This is a genomic window from Amycolatopsis sp. WAC 04169, assembly GCF_003947535.1.
GTDB lineage: Bacteria > Actinomycetota > Actinomycetes > Mycobacteriales > Pseudonocardiaceae > Amycolatopsis > Amycolatopsis keratiniphila.
Map to the genome: position 1 here is coordinate 87709 of NZ_QHJI01000014.1, position 13039 is coordinate 100747.

Annotated in this window: 14 protein-coding genes and 1 tRNA gene; 7 read left to right on the top strand and 8 right to left on the bottom strand. The window is 69.0% G+C overall.

Annotation, left to right across the window (positions count from 1 at the left end; all coding sequences use genetic code 11):
• Positions 1 to 15: 15 nt before the first annotated feature.
• Together DMC61_RS35205 and DMC61_RS35210 are read left to right on the top strand one after the other, a co-directional pair.
• Positions 16 to 642 carry a TIGR03085 family metal-binding protein gene (locus DMC61_RS35205; RefSeq protein WP_016337899.1) on the top strand — a complete coding sequence of 209 codons (627 nt, stop codon included), beginning with the start codon at positions 16 to 18 and terminating at the stop codon, positions 640 to 642.
• A gap of 10 nt (positions 643 to 652) precedes the next feature.
• A complete protein-coding gene (locus DMC61_RS35210) occupies positions 653 to 838 on the top strand; it encodes a 2-hydroxymuconate tautomerase (protein ID WP_016337898.1) in 186 nt (61 codons plus the stop codon).
• 15 nt (positions 839 to 853) lie between these two features.
• Here the strand turns inward: DMC61_RS35210 and DMC61_RS35215 are convergent, their stop codons facing one another.
• The gene (locus tag DMC61_RS35215) at positions 854 to 2698 is read right to left on the bottom strand and encodes a prolyl oligopeptidase family serine peptidase (protein WP_125694837.1); all 1845 of its coding nucleotides are present in this window, start codon (positions 2696 to 2698) and stop codon (positions 854 to 856) included.
• 39 nt (positions 2699 to 2737) lie between these two features.
• On the opposite strand from DMC61_RS35215, the gene DMC61_RS35220 reads away from it, so the two are divergent.
• Positions 2738 to 3418 carry a methyltransferase domain-containing protein gene (locus tag DMC61_RS35220; protein WP_125694839.1) on the top strand — a complete coding sequence of 227 codons (681 nt, stop codon included), beginning with the start codon at positions 2738 to 2740 and terminating at the stop codon, positions 3416 to 3418.
• A 301-nt stretch (positions 3419 to 3719) separates the two neighbouring features.
• Here DMC61_RS35220 and DMC61_RS35225 read toward each other — a convergent pair.
• The 3 genes from DMC61_RS35225 to DMC61_RS35235 form a co-directional block, all read right to left on the bottom strand.
• Positions 3720 to 3793: transfer RNA gene (locus tag DMC61_RS35225), tRNA-Pro, on the bottom strand.
• A gap of 28 nt (positions 3794 to 3821) precedes the next feature.
• Complete coding sequence (locus DMC61_RS35230; RefSeq protein WP_228688264.1) at positions 3822 to 4802, bottom strand: metallophosphoesterase; 981 nt, start codon at positions 4800 to 4802, stop codon at positions 3822 to 3824.
• Positions 4803 to 5308: 506 nt separating this feature from the next.
• Positions 5309 to 7477: a transglycosylase domain-containing protein gene (locus DMC61_RS35235; RefSeq protein WP_125694841.1), complete on the bottom strand. Its 2169-nt coding sequence runs from the start codon at positions 7475 to 7477 to the stop codon at positions 5309 to 5311.
• 350 nt (positions 7478 to 7827) lie between these two features.
• On the opposite strand from DMC61_RS35235, the gene DMC61_RS35240 reads away from it, so the two are divergent.
• Positions 7828 to 8145: a WhiB family transcriptional regulator gene (locus DMC61_RS35240; RefSeq protein ID WP_005166974.1), complete on the top strand. Its 318-nt coding sequence runs from the start codon at positions 7828 to 7830 to the stop codon at positions 8143 to 8145.
• A gap of 63 nt (positions 8146 to 8208) precedes the next feature.
• Here the strand turns inward: DMC61_RS35240 and DMC61_RS35245 are convergent, their stop codons facing one another.
• The 4 genes from DMC61_RS35245 to DMC61_RS35260 all read right to left on the bottom strand — a co-directional run bounded on the left by DMC61_RS35245 (position 8209) and on the right by DMC61_RS35260 (position 11643).
• The gene (locus DMC61_RS35245; RefSeq protein ID WP_125694843.1) at positions 8209 to 9339 is read right to left on the bottom strand and encodes an ArsA family ATPase; all 1131 of its coding nucleotides are present in this window, start codon (positions 9337 to 9339) and stop codon (positions 8209 to 8211) included.
• On the bottom strand, positions 9339 to 10343 hold the full coding sequence (locus DMC61_RS35250; RefSeq protein ID WP_016337892.1) for an ArsA-related P-loop ATPase: 1005 nt from the start codon (positions 10341 to 10343) through the stop codon (positions 9339 to 9341). Before DMC61_RS35250 ends, DMC61_RS35245 begins: the two co-directional genes overlap by 1 nt.
• Positions 10344 to 10365: 22 nt before the next feature.
• A complete protein-coding gene (locus DMC61_RS35255) occupies positions 10366 to 10614 on the bottom strand; it encodes a hypothetical protein (protein WP_125694845.1) in 249 nt (82 codons plus the stop codon).
• 84 nt (positions 10615 to 10698) lie between these two features.
• Complete coding sequence (locus DMC61_RS35260) at positions 10699 to 11643, bottom strand: triacylglycerol lipase (protein WP_125694847.1); 945 nt, start codon at positions 11641 to 11643, stop codon at positions 10699 to 10701.
• Positions 11644 to 11772: 129 nt separating this feature from the next.
• Between DMC61_RS35260 and DMC61_RS35265 the strand changes: the two genes are divergently transcribed.
• From DMC61_RS35265 to DMC61_RS35275, 3 genes are read left to right on the top strand one after another with little or no spacing between them, the layout of a single operon-like run.
• A complete protein-coding gene (locus DMC61_RS35265; protein ID WP_016337889.1) occupies positions 11773 to 11934 on the top strand; it encodes a DUF4177 domain-containing protein in 162 nt (53 codons plus the stop codon).
• 12 nt (positions 11935 to 11946) lie between these two features.
• Positions 11947 to 12402, top strand: a complete 456-nt coding sequence (locus tag DMC61_RS35270) for a RidA family protein (RefSeq protein ID WP_016337888.1) — start codon at positions 11947 to 11949, stop codon at positions 12400 to 12402.
• On the top strand, positions 12402 to 13031 hold the full coding sequence (locus DMC61_RS35275) for a hypothetical protein (RefSeq protein ID WP_016337887.1): 630 nt from the start codon (positions 12402 to 12404) through the stop codon (positions 13029 to 13031). The genes DMC61_RS35270 and DMC61_RS35275 overlap by 1 nt, the downstream gene beginning before the upstream one ends.
• The last annotated feature ends 8 nt before the right edge of the window (positions 13032 to 13039 follow it).

The window sequence follows — 13039 nt, forward strand, 5'->3', positions numbered from 1 at the left end:
GTAACGTCGGGGGGTATGGGAGTCGCCGGAGACGAACGTCGTGCGTTGAGCGAGCTTTTCGAAGAGGTCGGCCCGGACGCGCCGACCCTGTGCGCGGGCTGGAAGACGCGGGATCTCGCGGCGCATCTGCTGGTCCGCGAGCGTCGGCCCGACGCGGCGCCCGGCATCCTGGTGCCCGCGCTCGCTTCGTACACGCAGCGGGTGCAGGACTCCTACGCCGCACGGCCGTGGTCCGAGGTCGTCGGCAAGGTCCGGTCCGGCCCCGCCTGGTACTGGCCGACGTCGATCGGCGCGGTCGACGAGCTGGCGAACAGCGCCGAGTTCCTGATCCACCACGAGGACGTCCGCCGGGGACAGCCCGGCTGGGAGCCGCGTCCGGCGGACTCCGCGCGGGACGCGGCGGCGTGGAAGTCGGCGAAGCAGGCCTCGAAGCTGAACCTGCGGAAATCACCGGTCGGCGTGATCCTTAAGACCCCCGAAGGCCGCGAAGCGCGGGTGAAGGAAGGCCCGGACACGGTGACGGTGATCGGCGCGCCGATCGAGCTGCTGCTGTTCGTCTTCGGCCGTGACGCCGCCAGGATCACCTTCGAAGGTGACGCCTACGCCGTCGACCGTCTGCGGAAGCACGACCGCGGGCTTTAGAGTTCCGCCCATGCCGATGATCAGTGTTTCGATGTTCCCCGGCCGCACGGCCGAGCAGAAGCAGGCCCTCGTGCGCGAGGTGACCGACGCCTTCGTCCGCACCTGCGGCGGCAACCCCGAAGGCGTCTGGGTGACCATCAACGAGATTCCCGCCGAACACTGGGCGTCCGGCGGGACTCTCTTCTCCGAACGCTGACCCCGTTCGCCGGGGTCAGCGAAGCCCGACGGCCCGCAGCGCGAAGAACACCTCGATCGCGGTCTGCTTGATCGTCTCGGCGATCACCAGCGACCCGTGGCCCGCGTCGAACCGGTAGAACTCGAACGGGATCTCCCGCTTCGCGAGCCTGTCGAGGTAGTTCTCGACCTGCCGGATCGGGCAGCGCGGGTCGTTGTCCCCGGCGAGCACCAGCACCGGCGCCGTTACGGCCTCGACATAGGTGATCGGCGAGCATTCCCGGTACACCGCCGGCACCGTCTCCGGCGAACCGCCGAACAGCGCCCTGTCGAACGACCGGAGCTGTTCCATCTCGTCCTCGTACGCGGCGACGTAATCCGCCACCGGCACCCCGGCGATCCCAGCCGCCCAGCGCGCGGGCTGGGTGCCCAGCGCCAGCAGGCTCAGGTACCCACCCCACGAAGCGCCGTTCACCACGCACTTCTCCGGATCCGCCAGTCCACTTTGGACGGCCCAGTCGTGCACGGCGGCGACGTCTTCGAGCTCGGTCAGCCCGGGGCGGCCTTCGATGGCGTCACGCCAGGCCGAGCCGTACCCGGTCGAACCGCGGTAGTTGACCTCGACGACGGCGAATCCGGCGTCGAGCCAGACGGCGCGATACGCGGAGAAGCGGTCCTCGTCGGCCGAATGCGGCCCGCCGTGCAAGGAGAAGACCGTCGGAAGCGGACCTTCGGGCGCGTCGGCCGGACGCGAGACCAGCGCGTGGATCTGCCCGCCGATGCCGTCGACGAACGCGTCCGTGACCGGGGCGGACTCCGGGGCACGCTCGCCCGGCGGTTCGAGGAGCACGGAGTCCTCGCCACTCGCTGTCCGCGCGCGCACCGCCGTCGGCTGCGCGGCACTGGACCACGAGTACTCGACCGTGCCGTCGGGCCGCACGCCCGCGCCGCCGATCCGGCCGGGCGGAGTGTCCAAAGAGGACAACTCGCCGGACGAGAGGTCGTACCGGTGCAGGGAACTGCGGCCTTGGTGGAAGTGCACGACCAGCAATGCCGTCGCGTCGGGATACCAGCCCGCAACCACCTCGCCGGGCAGATCCAGCTCGATCTCCTGCTCGGTGTCCGCGGCGGTGTCCCAGATCAGGAGCTCTTCGCGGCCGCGCCGCTCGTGCAGCACGAGCAACCGCTGATCGCCGGCGACCGGCGAGTACTCGAGCGCGCCGAGGCCTTTGCCCTCGCCGTCCCATTTGTCGGCGATCGTCGTGAATCCGTCGGTGGACAGGACACGCAGGGCGGGGTGGCGCGAATCACCGTGCTCGGAGTGGGAGATCGCGAGCAGCGACTCGTCGCGGGACAGCGAGGCGATCCCGGCGTCGTCTTCGTGGCGGTAGAAGGAGGTGGTCTCGCCGTCGATGTGGGCGAAGAGCTCGCTGCCGTCGTCGGTCGAGACGCCGACCGCGACCACCCGGGTGCCGATCTCGAGCCCGGCGGGGTAGCCGTCGTGGACGTCGGGCACCGCGCGCTCGGCGGCGGCGCCCGGCGCGAACGGTTCGCGGACCCAGGAGCCGAATTCGTCGCCGTCGGTGTCGTTGAACCACCAGATCCAGCGGCCGTCGGGGGACGGGGTGGCGTGCATCGTGCCGTTGGGCCGATCGGTGACGCGGCGGTGCTCGCCGGTCGACCGGTCCCAGGAGTAGACCTCCCAGACGCCGCTGGCGTTGGAGACGTAGACGTTCGCGTCGGGGGCGTCGATGGCCCACTCGGGGACCGAGATGCGCGGCGCGTGGAAGCGGGCCCGCCACCTGCTCTCGGCTTCGGCGTCGTCGAACAGGCGGTCCGGGACCGCCGCGGACGGATATTCAGTGCCTGACTGCGTGCTCACCCCTCGATCCTGCCACTCGGGAGCCGTACTGTGTGCGGGGTGCTGGAGGGAAACGCGCCACGCGCGCGGTCCGCGCGTCAGGCGGTCGAACGGGCCGTGTTCGCGCAACCGCTGTTCGGGCCGGGGATGGGGTGCGTCGACGTCGGCTGCGGGCCGGGTTCGATCACCCTCGGTATCGGCGACGGGCACAGAAAGTCCACAGTGGACTTCCTGGTGGCCGAGGCGTGCGCGCTGCCGTTCGCCGACGATTCCGTGGACGTGGTCTTCGCGCACGCCGTTTTCGAGTATCTGAAGGAGCCGGGTGCCGCGCTGGCGGAGTTCCGGCGCGTCCTCAGGACGGGCGGCACCCTCGCACTGTCCACATCGGACTGGAGCCGGGCGCGGCTGCGGCCGAAGACGGCGAACGTCGACGCCGCCCTCCGCGGCCACTATCTGCTGTGGCGCCGCGCCGGCGGTGATCCGTTCGCCGGGCGCTCGCTGCCCGCCGCGGTCGCGGCCGCCGGTTTCACCGACGTACGAACGAAAATCCGCTACCGCACGGACACGACGTACCGTGGGCTGGCGACGTCCGTGGAGGCGGGGCTGGTGACGGCGCTGGAAACCGCGACGACCCCGGACCGCGACCAGCTCGCCTCGGCCGCCCGGTCGGCGTGGTCGTGGGCGCGCTCGGGGGATGGGGATTTCGCGCAGTGCTGGACCGAGTTGCTCGCCACCCGCTGAGCGCTCCTTGCGGGGTTCCCAATGGCTCATTTGAGACCCTCAGCGTCTCAAATGAGCCATTGGGAACCCCTCGGCCTTCTGCCCCCTCGGTTGTCCACAGCCGCTCGCCGTTGTGGACTACTGACCTCGCCTGCCCCTCTTTCGCCCAGTCCCGACGCCCCTCGGCGATACGCTGGACCCGGGGTCGCCCCCCCCTGGGAGTGGCGGGGGCTGCGCGGGACATCTGGCTCCAGTCGCGCGGAAGCCCGCAACGCGAAAGAGCCTTGCTCGCAAAAGCGAGCAAGGCTCTTTCGATCTTGCGTCGGGGTGGCGGGATTCGAACCCACGACCTCCTCGACCCGAACGAGGCACGCTACCAAGCTGCGCCACACCCCGGATACTTCTTAGCGGGTCGAGGAGAAGTTTAGCGGACGGTGTTTCGGGCTTTGCGGGGGGCTGCTTTCCGGTGGTTCTCGCTGGTCGTACCCCGTGGGACGAGGGTCAGCAGGCTCGCCTCGGGCGGGCACGCGAAGCGGACCGGGGCGTACGGCGAGGTGCCCAGTCCCGCGGAGACGTGCAGCCACATCTGGGCGCCCCAGCGGGAGGCGCCGCGGGCGCGGGTGCGGTCCAGTTCGCAGTTGGTGACGAGCGCGCCGTAGCCGGGGACCCGGAGCTGCCCGCCGTGCGTGTGGCCCGCGAGGACGAGGTCGTAGCCGTCGCCGGCGAACTCGTCGAGCACGCGGGGCTCCGGCGAGTGCGTGACGCCGATGCGGACGGCGGCCGCGGTGTCCACGGGGCCCGCGATGTCGGCGTAGCGGTCGCGGTGGAGGTGCGCGTCGTCGACGCCGGCGGTGAACACGTACTGGTCGGCGACCTCGATGGTGCGCCGGACGTGGGTGAGGTCGTTCCACCCGTGTTCGACGAAGGCCGCGCGGAGGTCGCGCCACGGCAGGTGCTCGCCGTGGATGCGCTTCTTCTTGCCCTTCGGCATGAGATAGCGCGCGGGGTTCTTCGGCTTCGGCGCGTAGTAGTCGTTGCTGCCGAAGATGAACACGCCGGGCCGGTCCAGCAAGGGGCCGAGCGCGCGCAGCACGGACGGGACGGCCTGGTGATGTGACAGGTTGTCACCGGTGTTGACGACGAGGTCCGGTTCGAGTTCGTCGAGCGCCGCTACCCAGCGTTGTTTGCTCACGTGCCCGGGCAGCATGTGCAGGTCCGAAATGTGGAGGATCGTGAAGGGCTTCGCCCCTGCCGCGAGGACCGGGAGCTCCGCGGTGCGAAGCGTCCACCGGCGCCTTTCGATACCGACCGCGTAACCGAGGGTCGCGGCTCCCAGGGCGACGGTTCCCACGGCCAAGCGCCGTACCGTCGCCCCCGAAGTGCTTTCGTTACTGAGCGTGCTCACAATGTCCAGTTTACGTGCTCTCCGGTGGTGATCGTCCGCCCCCATTCCGGCGATCTCGGCAAATCGCTGGAATGGCCTCTTTTCTTCACCTTCCGTGGTCGGCGCGGAGTGTCGCGATCGACCGACATGGTCTCGTCGACCGCTGTTCCCCGTTAGGCCGCCGCGCAGTCACTCAAAGTTAGAGTGACGTGACACATCGTGATTTGCGCTGGTGAATACGGCTTCAGCGCTGCCGATCGTATTTCGGTGGGGTACCCGTCTGCTCGCCAGTGATTCCGGCCGGCCGTTGCCACAGTACGACAACGAGGCGGCACAGGGCGATGACCGCGCCGGGGCCGAGGATCGCTGACCACAGTCCGACGATGCCGGGTATGGCCGGCTGGCGAGGTAGATGGACACGACGAACGCGGGAATGTAGACGAGGAATACTCCGGTCACATCAACCCCTTCGCTTCGGCTGTCGGCGAGGGGGCGACCGGAGCAGGCCTCGGCATGTCAGTCGGGAGTCAGCGTCCGCCGCCCATGTACTTCGGGTCCGGAGCCGGCAACGGCAGCGGTTCCTGGCCTTCGAGGATCTTCGACATCGCCCCGAACCAGGTCTGCGCCGGCGTCTTCCCGCCGAACATGTTTTCGCAACCGCGAGTGGTCACGTTACCCGGGCCGAGGTAGCACAGGCCGCCGTTTCCACCCTTCGGACGGAACACCATCGCCGCGCCCGCGAGCTGCGGGGTGGCGCCGAGGTAGGTCCCCGAGCCGTTGCTCTGCGTCGTCCCGGTCTTGCCAATAACCGGACGGTTCCACCGGGCGCCGTTCGCGGCGCCGAACGAGGTCCCGCCGGGCTGGCTGTCCCTGCTCATCCCGACCGCGAGGGTGTTGGCGAGACCTTCGGGCACCACCTGCTCGCAAGCGGCTTCCTTGACGGGCACCGGCTTTCCGTCCCGGTCGGTCACGCCGGCCAGCGGGGTCGGCGGGCACCAGACGCCGCCGCTCATGATCGTGGCGCCGACGTTCGCCAGCTCCAGGCCGCTCAGCGGAGCCGGGCCGAGGGTGAACGACGCGTTCCCGGCCCAACCGGGCCGCGGGCCGAAGGCTTGCAGCTGGCTGGTGTTGGCACCGGGATTGTCGGACTTCGGATCCACCGCGCCACCGCCGAGGTTGCTGGCCATGGTGTCGCGCATGCCGAGTTTGCGGGCCATCTCCACGATCGGCCCCGTGCTCCCGATCTTCTCTTCGAGGGCCACGAACGCGGTGTTCGGCGAGGTCGCCAGCGCCTGCTGCATCGACATGCTGCCGCCCGCCGGGTTGTAGTCACCCGCGTTGCCCAGGCAGTACCAACGGGAGCGCAACGGCGGCCCGGTCGGCGCGCACTTGGGGCCACCACCGGCGAAGATGTGCGAGGTGTAGAAGTCGGGCACCGGCAAGGGAGAGTTGATCCCGGCCACGCCTGCTTCCAGTGCCGCCGCGGCGGTGAAGACCTTGTACGCCGAGCCCGCACCGCCGGTGTTGTAGACGCCGGAAGGCAACGCGAACGTCGTCTGTCCCTGGTCTTCGTGCAGCCCGTAGTCGCGGTTCGCCGCCAGCGCGACGACCTCATGCCGCTGTTTGCCCGGCTTCACCAGGGAAAGCGTGTTCGCGACGTTGTCCTGCGTCTTCTTGACCTGGGCTTCGGCCGACATCTTGGCCTCGTGGTTCGCCCGTTCGTCCAAAGTGGTCTTGATCTGGTAGCCGCCGGTGTAGAGATCGTCCTTCGTCATCCCGGACTTGAGGAGATAGTCCTCGACGTACTGGCAGAAGAAACCGTTCTCCGTGCCGGCGCCGGTGCAGTTCGACGCGGGCTTCTGCGGGCCGCCTTCGACTACGCCGAGCGGCTCGGCCTTGAAGCGTTCGGCGTCCACCTTCGCGAGCTTCTGGTTGTCGACCATGCGGTCCAGCACCAGGTTGCGCCGCTCGGTCGCCTTCGCGGGGCTCTTCCATGGGTCGTTGACGATCGGGTTGTTCACCAGGCCGGCCAGCAACGCCGCCTGCGGCACCGTGAGCTTCTCGACGGGCGTGTTGAAGTACGCGTTCGCGGCCGCGCCGACCCCGTAGATCTCACGCGAGAACTCGACGACGTTCAGGTAGCCGGTCAAGATCTGCATCTTGTTCAGCTTGGTTTCCAGCTGGATCGCGATCCGGGCTTCCTTCAGCTTCCGGGCGACCGACTGTTCCTGTGCGCGCTTCTGGCCCGGCTTGTCGTCCCGGTAGACGACGTTGATCAGGTAGTTCTTGACGTACTGCTGGGTCAGCGTCGACGCGCCCTGCGTGTCCCCGCCGGTGCTGTTGCTGACCGCCGCGCGCAGCGTGCCCTTCCAGTCCACCCCGTTGTGCTCGTAGAAGCGCTTGTCCTCGACCGAGATCAGCGCCCACTTCATGGCGTCGTTTATCTGGGTCTCGGTGGTCGGGATGCGGTACTGCTTGTACAGCGTCGCGATCTGCTTGCCGGTGTTGTCCGTGATCGTCGTCACCAAGGGCGGCGGGATGTCCGCTAGGTCCGAAGATGTCTTGTCGACGGTCTCGCTCGCCTGGTTCGACAGCACCCCCGCGGCACCCGCCACCGGGAACAACATCCCCGCGACCAGCACCCCCGCGAGCACACAAAGGCCAATGAGCTTCAGCAGACCGTCCGTTTTGCGCACGCGGACCAGGGTACGCGGATCCCGTTAGCCCACCGTGACGTCACCTCGCTGTAAGTGCGGATTCGGTCACGAAAGCGACCCCATGAGGTGACGGCTGGTAGTCGGAGGCATTCTAGGGCTTGGCGGAGGGAACCGAGGGCCCTTACAGTCCGTCAACGTCTCACGTATGAAAAAGCCGACAGACGGGTGAGTGCGAGCGGCAGTCGCATTCGGCCGAACGGAGGCACCGGCACCGGGGAGGTGTCGGCTCAACCGACGTGAGCACACAGGGAGACACGCTCATGGGGGCAGGAGCGCAGGCTTTTCGTCCCCCCGTGGTGTGTCGAACACCAGGGTAGGGAGCTGGGGGTATGGAAACCAACCAGTCGAGCTGGCGAGTCAATGCGTCGTGCCGCGACACCGATCCGGACGGCTTGTTCGTCCGGGGGGCGGAACAGAACCGGGCCAAGGCGGTCTGCCTCGGTTGCCCGGTCAGGACGGAATGCCTCGCCGAAGCGCTCGATGGCCGGATCAACTTCGGCATCTGGGGAGGTATGACCGAACGGGAACGGCGGGCGCTGCTGCGGCGGCGGCCGGACGTTTCCAGCTGGGCGGACCTGCTTGAAGCGGCGAAGCGCAGTTTCACCGGGATCGACGAAGAGGAAGACGTGCGCGTCCGAGTCTCGTGATCAAGGTTCCGTGAGTGACCCCTTCCCTGAGTCCAAGGTAGGGAAGGGGTCCTTCACGGAGACTCAGGACTGGGTGGCGAGCCTGGTTCCGATGTCGCGCAGGCCTTCGAGATCGTGCACGTCACTGGGGAGCGCGGGCACCCGCACCAGCGGGACCTCGGGATGCGCCCGCGTGAACCTGGCGAGCAGCCGCGTCTCTCGATCGGCCAGCGCGACCCGGTCCGCGTGCAGGCGAAGGACGGCTTCGGCCAGCGGAGCGCTGGTCTCGCCCTTCGCGAGCTGCTCGGCGGCCGCGATGGCTTCGGCGCTCGACAGCGGGGCGAGCACCGGATGTGTCCGGTTCGCGACCAGCCCCGCCAGCGGCATGCTCTCTTCCGAAAGCCGCTCCACGAAATAGGACGCCTCGCGCAGCGCGTCCGGCTCCGGCGCGGCCACCACGAGGAACGACGTCCCGCCGGACCGCAGCAGTTCGGAGGTCTTGCGCGCGCGTTCGCGGAAACCGCCGAACATGCTGTCGAAGGCCTGCATGAACGCCGAAGCGTCCGTCAGCAGCTGGCCGCCGATGATCGTCGAGACGGCCTTCGCGAACATCGAGAACCCGGCGTTGACCACCTTGCGCAAGCCCCAGCCGCCCGCCTTGGCGGGGCCGGTGAGCAGCCGGATCATCCGGCCGTCGAGCGCGGTCGAGAGCCGCGTCGGCGCGTCGAGGAAGTCCAGCGCGGACCGGCTCGGCGGTGTGTCGACGATGATCAGATCCCACTCGTCGGTGGCCGCGAGCTGCCCCAGCTTCTCCATCGCCATGTACTCCTGCGTGCCGGAGAACGACGTGGAAATGGTCTGGTAGAACGGGTTCTGCAGCAGCTGCTCGGCGCGTTCCGGGCCGGCGTGCACGCGCACCATGTCGTCGAAGGTGCGGCGCATGTCGAGCATCATCGCCCACAGCTCGCCCTTGGGCTCGAAGCCTTCGACCTGCACCTGCTTCGGGTGATTGCCCAGTTCGCGCAGGCCGAGCGCCTGCGCCAGCCGCCGCGCCGGGTCGATGGTGAGCACCACCGTCTGCCGCCCGCGTTCGGCCGCGCGCAACGCGAGCGCCGCCGCGGTGGTCGTCTTGCCGACCCCGCCGGAACCGCAGCACACGATGACCCGGCTCTCCGGATCGTCGATCAGCTTGTCGACCTCCAGGACGTCCGACATCAGCGCACCCCCTGCTCGGTCAGCGCTTCGGCGAGGTCGTAGAGCGCCGCGACGTCGACGCCGTCAGTCAGATCCGGCAGTTCGAGGCCCGGCAGGTCCGCTTCGGATAGTTGCTCGCGGGCGCGCTGCTCGGCCGCGACCCGCACGGCGTGCTCGACGGTCTCCTCGACGAGCGCGTCGAGAGTGCTTTCGGGCAGGTCGAGACCGGCCGACGCGAGCCCGGCGCGGACGCGCGAGGCGTCGACACGGCCGTCCGCGGCGGCGGTCACCGAGCGGGCGGGCAGCCGGGGCGGGCGGACCCGGTTCACCAGCACGGCGCCGGGGCGCAGGTCGGCGCCGTCGAGTTCGGCGACCGCCTCGACGGTCTCCCGCACCGGCATCTCTTCCAGCAGCGTCACCAGGTGGACCGCGGTCTCACCGGAGTGCAGCAGCCGCACGACGCCGTCGGCCTGGCCGCGGATCGGGCCGGTCTTGGCGAGATCGGTCAGCGCCTTGGTGACGTCGAGGAACTTCACGACCCGGCCGGTGGGCGGCGAGTCGACGACGACGGCGTCGTAGGTGTGGCGGCCGTCCGATTCGGTGCGGCCGACGCATTCCTTGATCTTCCCGGTGAGCAGGACGTCGCGAAGGCCCGGCGCGAGCGTGGTCGCGAACTCGATCGCGCCCATCCGCCGCAGCGTCCGCCCCGCGAAGCCGAGGTTGTAGAACATCTCGAAGTATTCGAGCAGCGCGGCCTCGACGTCGATGTGCAGGGCGCGCAGTTCGCCGCCGCCGGGGACGGCCGCGATGCGCTGCTCCGCGTACGGGAGAGGCTCGGTGTCGAAGAGCTGGGCGATGCCCTGGCGGCCTTCGACCTCGATCAGCAGCACTCGGCGCCCGCCCTTGGCGAGCGCGAGGCCCAGCGAGGCGGCGAGCGTGGTCTTGCCCGTCCCGCCCTTACCGGTGACGAAATGCAGCCTGGCTCTCGCGAGTTCGTCGGTCCAGCCGGCAAGGGGTGTGCTCACCGGTCCCACCCTAATTGAGCGATCAGCCCGCCAGCATCATGACGCCGAGCGCGGCCACGACCAGTCCTGCGACGCACCAGGTCAGGACGCCGGGCAGCACCGTGAGCATCACCACACCGAGCAGCAGGAGGGCGACGAAGGCCACCGCGCCGGTGACCGCGACCGTCGCCGAGCTGTCCGTGCGGTCCCGTGCCTTCGCCATCAGGACCAGCACCAGCGGCAGCCCGGCGGCGGCGAGCAGGACGGTCGCGATCACACGCCAGGTCTCCACCGGCCCACCGTAGCGCCGCCGAACGCGCGTGAAGGCCCCCTTCCCTCGGCTCAGCCGAGGGAAGGGGGCCTTCACGCGCTTCGGTCAGCTCCCGATGGGGGTCGCGGGCACGCAGGGGACCGGCTTCGCATGCGCCGGGTCCAGCGCGTTGAGGACGTGCCCGGCGGCGTTGCGGTCCGCGGCGACACCGGCGTGCTCGGCCAGGTCCAGCAGACAGCTGTCCTGGAGCACGATGTTCTTCACGTTCGGGCCGGAGCCCATGCCGCTCGTGTACGGGACGACGGCTTCGTCGTAGCGGGTCATGATGTTCGTGTAGGTCACGCCAGGCTGGAAGACGCCGTTGCCCGAGCGCAGCTTCGTGAGGAACTCCGAACCGCGCAGGAACTGGCGGCACGAACCGCAGAGCGGGTCGAGGATGCCGTTGAACCCGGGCGCGAGCCCCAGCGCGCCGGCGAGCGCGTAGAGATGCGAGGCGCCGAACAACGTCGTGCCGTTCCAGAGCGGGGTCAGGCTGACGTACTTGTCCACTTTGGACGCTCCGCCGAGGAACTTCACATAGTAAGAAGGCATCAGCGTGCCTTCGGAATGCCCGAGGATGTCCACCTTGGACGCGCCGGTCGCGCCGCGCACCTTGTCGATGAACGCGGAAAGCTCCTTCGCGCTCTGCTCCATCGGCAGCAGTCCGCCGGGCTGGTAGATCGGCAGCGGCTCCCCGGGGACGCCGTAGGTGAGGGAGAAGACGCAGTACCCCTGGTTCTTGAGAAGCGGGCCGAACGTCTGCCAGTTCACCGTCTGGTTGGCGCTGAGGCCGTGGGTGAGCACCACCGGATTCGGATGGGCCGCGCTCGGACGGCAGTCGAAGTCGTTCGCGCCGGGTGGCGGGCCGCCGGGGTTCGCCGCTTGTGCGGGCAGCGCCGCGGCCAGCGTCCATGGGACGGGAAGTTCCTCCTCGGCGGTCGCGGGTGAAGTGCAGATCAGGGCAAGGGCCGCGGCCAGGAAGGTGGCGGCGAGGGACTTCGTCGTCCGCATGTCGGCGTCCTATCTACTCCCGAGTAGGTGTGAAGTGAACCACATCGACGGGAAATCGGCGAACCGGTCGCGAGAGGGTTTTCCGCATGTGTGTCGGGCGCCCTTGCCGGTTTGGCTACGCTCCCGGGCATGAGCGCCACCAAGTGGGAGTACGCGACCGTCCCCCTGTTGATCCACGCCACCAAGCAGATCCTCGACCAGTGGGGCGAGGACGGCTGGGAGCTCGTCACCGTGCTCCCGAACCCGACCGGCGAGCAGCACGTCGCCTACCTCAAACGACCGAAGAACTGAGGGCCTGAAGCCATGACCTGGAGCGATCGGCTCGCCGAGCTCGGTATCGAACTGCCAGCCGTCGCCGCCCCGCTGGCGGCTTATGTGCCCGCTGTCCGCACCGGTTCGCACGTCTACACGGCCGGGCAGCTGCCCTTCGTGAAGGGTGAGCTCGAAGCGACCGGCAAGGTCGGCGCCGAGGTCAGCCCCGAAGAGGCGAAGCAGTACGCGCGGACGTCGATCCTCAACGCCCTCGCCGCGGTCGACTCGGTCGCCGGCATCGACAACGTCGTGCGGGTGGTCAAGGTCGTCGGGTTCGTGGCGTCCGCGGAGGGCTTCACCGGCCAGCCCGCGGTGATCAACGGTGCGTCCGAGCTGCTCGGCGAGATCTTCGGCGAGGCGGGGATCCACGCCCGTTCGGCCGTCGGCGTCGCCGAGCTGCCGATCGGGGCGCCGGTCGAGATCGAACTGATCGTGGAGGTGAAGTGATGGACCCGGACATCGAGCGGTCCTCGCACGAGCTCCTGCTCCGGCTGGCCGGACGGCTGCCGGACCAGCTCTTGTGGCGGTTCCGTGACTGGCTGGGCGAGGGCGCGATGGGCACGCTCGCGCGCACCCTGCCCAGGTCTTTGCTTAAGCACAGGATCGACCTGGACCAAACCGAGTATCGCCTGCTAGTCGCCGGACTCATCCCTCACGGGGCCGACTGGCATCAGGTGAGTTCCACCCTGGGGGTAGACGACGTCACCGAGACCAGGTACACATTCACGCAGAGTGCGCCCGAATGGGTGAACTCCGTCGACTCTGTGTCCGTATTGATCCACGCGACGTTGCGGGGACGGCCGGATGTGGGTGAAGTGCGGCAAAGCTGGCGACACCTCGGTGTGGTCGGCGAGGGTGGGGCGAAACGAGTCCTCCTGGTCACGGCGACGAACGGCCTGCCGAGGCTGACCGGCGAACTGCAGCGCGTCCTGCGCGTGCTGGGTGACGAGGAGCCCGGCGTCGAGGTTCTCCCGCCGAGCATCGACCTCACCGGCTATCACCGCACCGCGCTCGCCAACTCCGAGCTGGTCTGCGTGGGCGCGGTGGACACCGGAAGTCGGCTGGTCGCCGCTTAACGCTCGCT

Bases quoted from the DNA above. Each gene is read 5' to 3' on its own strand.
- DMC61_RS35205 (WP_016337899.1), top strand. From the start codon at position 16: ATGGGAGTCGCCGGAGACGAACGTCGTGCGTTGAGCGAGCTTTTCGAA.
- DMC61_RS35210 (WP_016337898.1), top strand. From the start codon at position 653: ATGCCGATGATCAGTGTTTCGATGTTCCCCGGCCGCACGGCCGAGCAG.
- DMC61_RS35240 (WP_005166974.1), top strand. From the start codon at position 7,828: ATGGAAACCAACCAGTCGAGCTGGCGAGTCAATGCGTCGTGCCGCGAC.
- DMC61_RS35245 (WP_125694843.1), bottom strand. From the start codon at position 9,339: ATGTCGGACGTCCTGGAGGTCGACAAGCTGATCGACGATCCGGAGAGC.
- DMC61_RS35260 (WP_125694847.1), bottom strand. From the start codon at position 11,643: ATGCGGACGACGAAGTCCCTCGCCGCCACCTTCCTGGCCGCGGCCCTT.
- DMC61_RS35265 (WP_016337889.1), top strand. From the start codon at position 11,773: ATGAGCGCCACCAAGTGGGAGTACGCGACCGTCCCCCTGTTGATCCAC.
- DMC61_RS35270 (WP_016337888.1), top strand. From the start codon at position 11,947: ATGACCTGGAGCGATCGGCTCGCCGAGCTCGGTATCGAACTGCCAGCC.
- DMC61_RS35275 (WP_016337887.1), top strand. From the start codon at position 12,402: ATGGACCCGGACATCGAGCGGTCCTCGCACGAGCTCCTGCTCCGGCTG.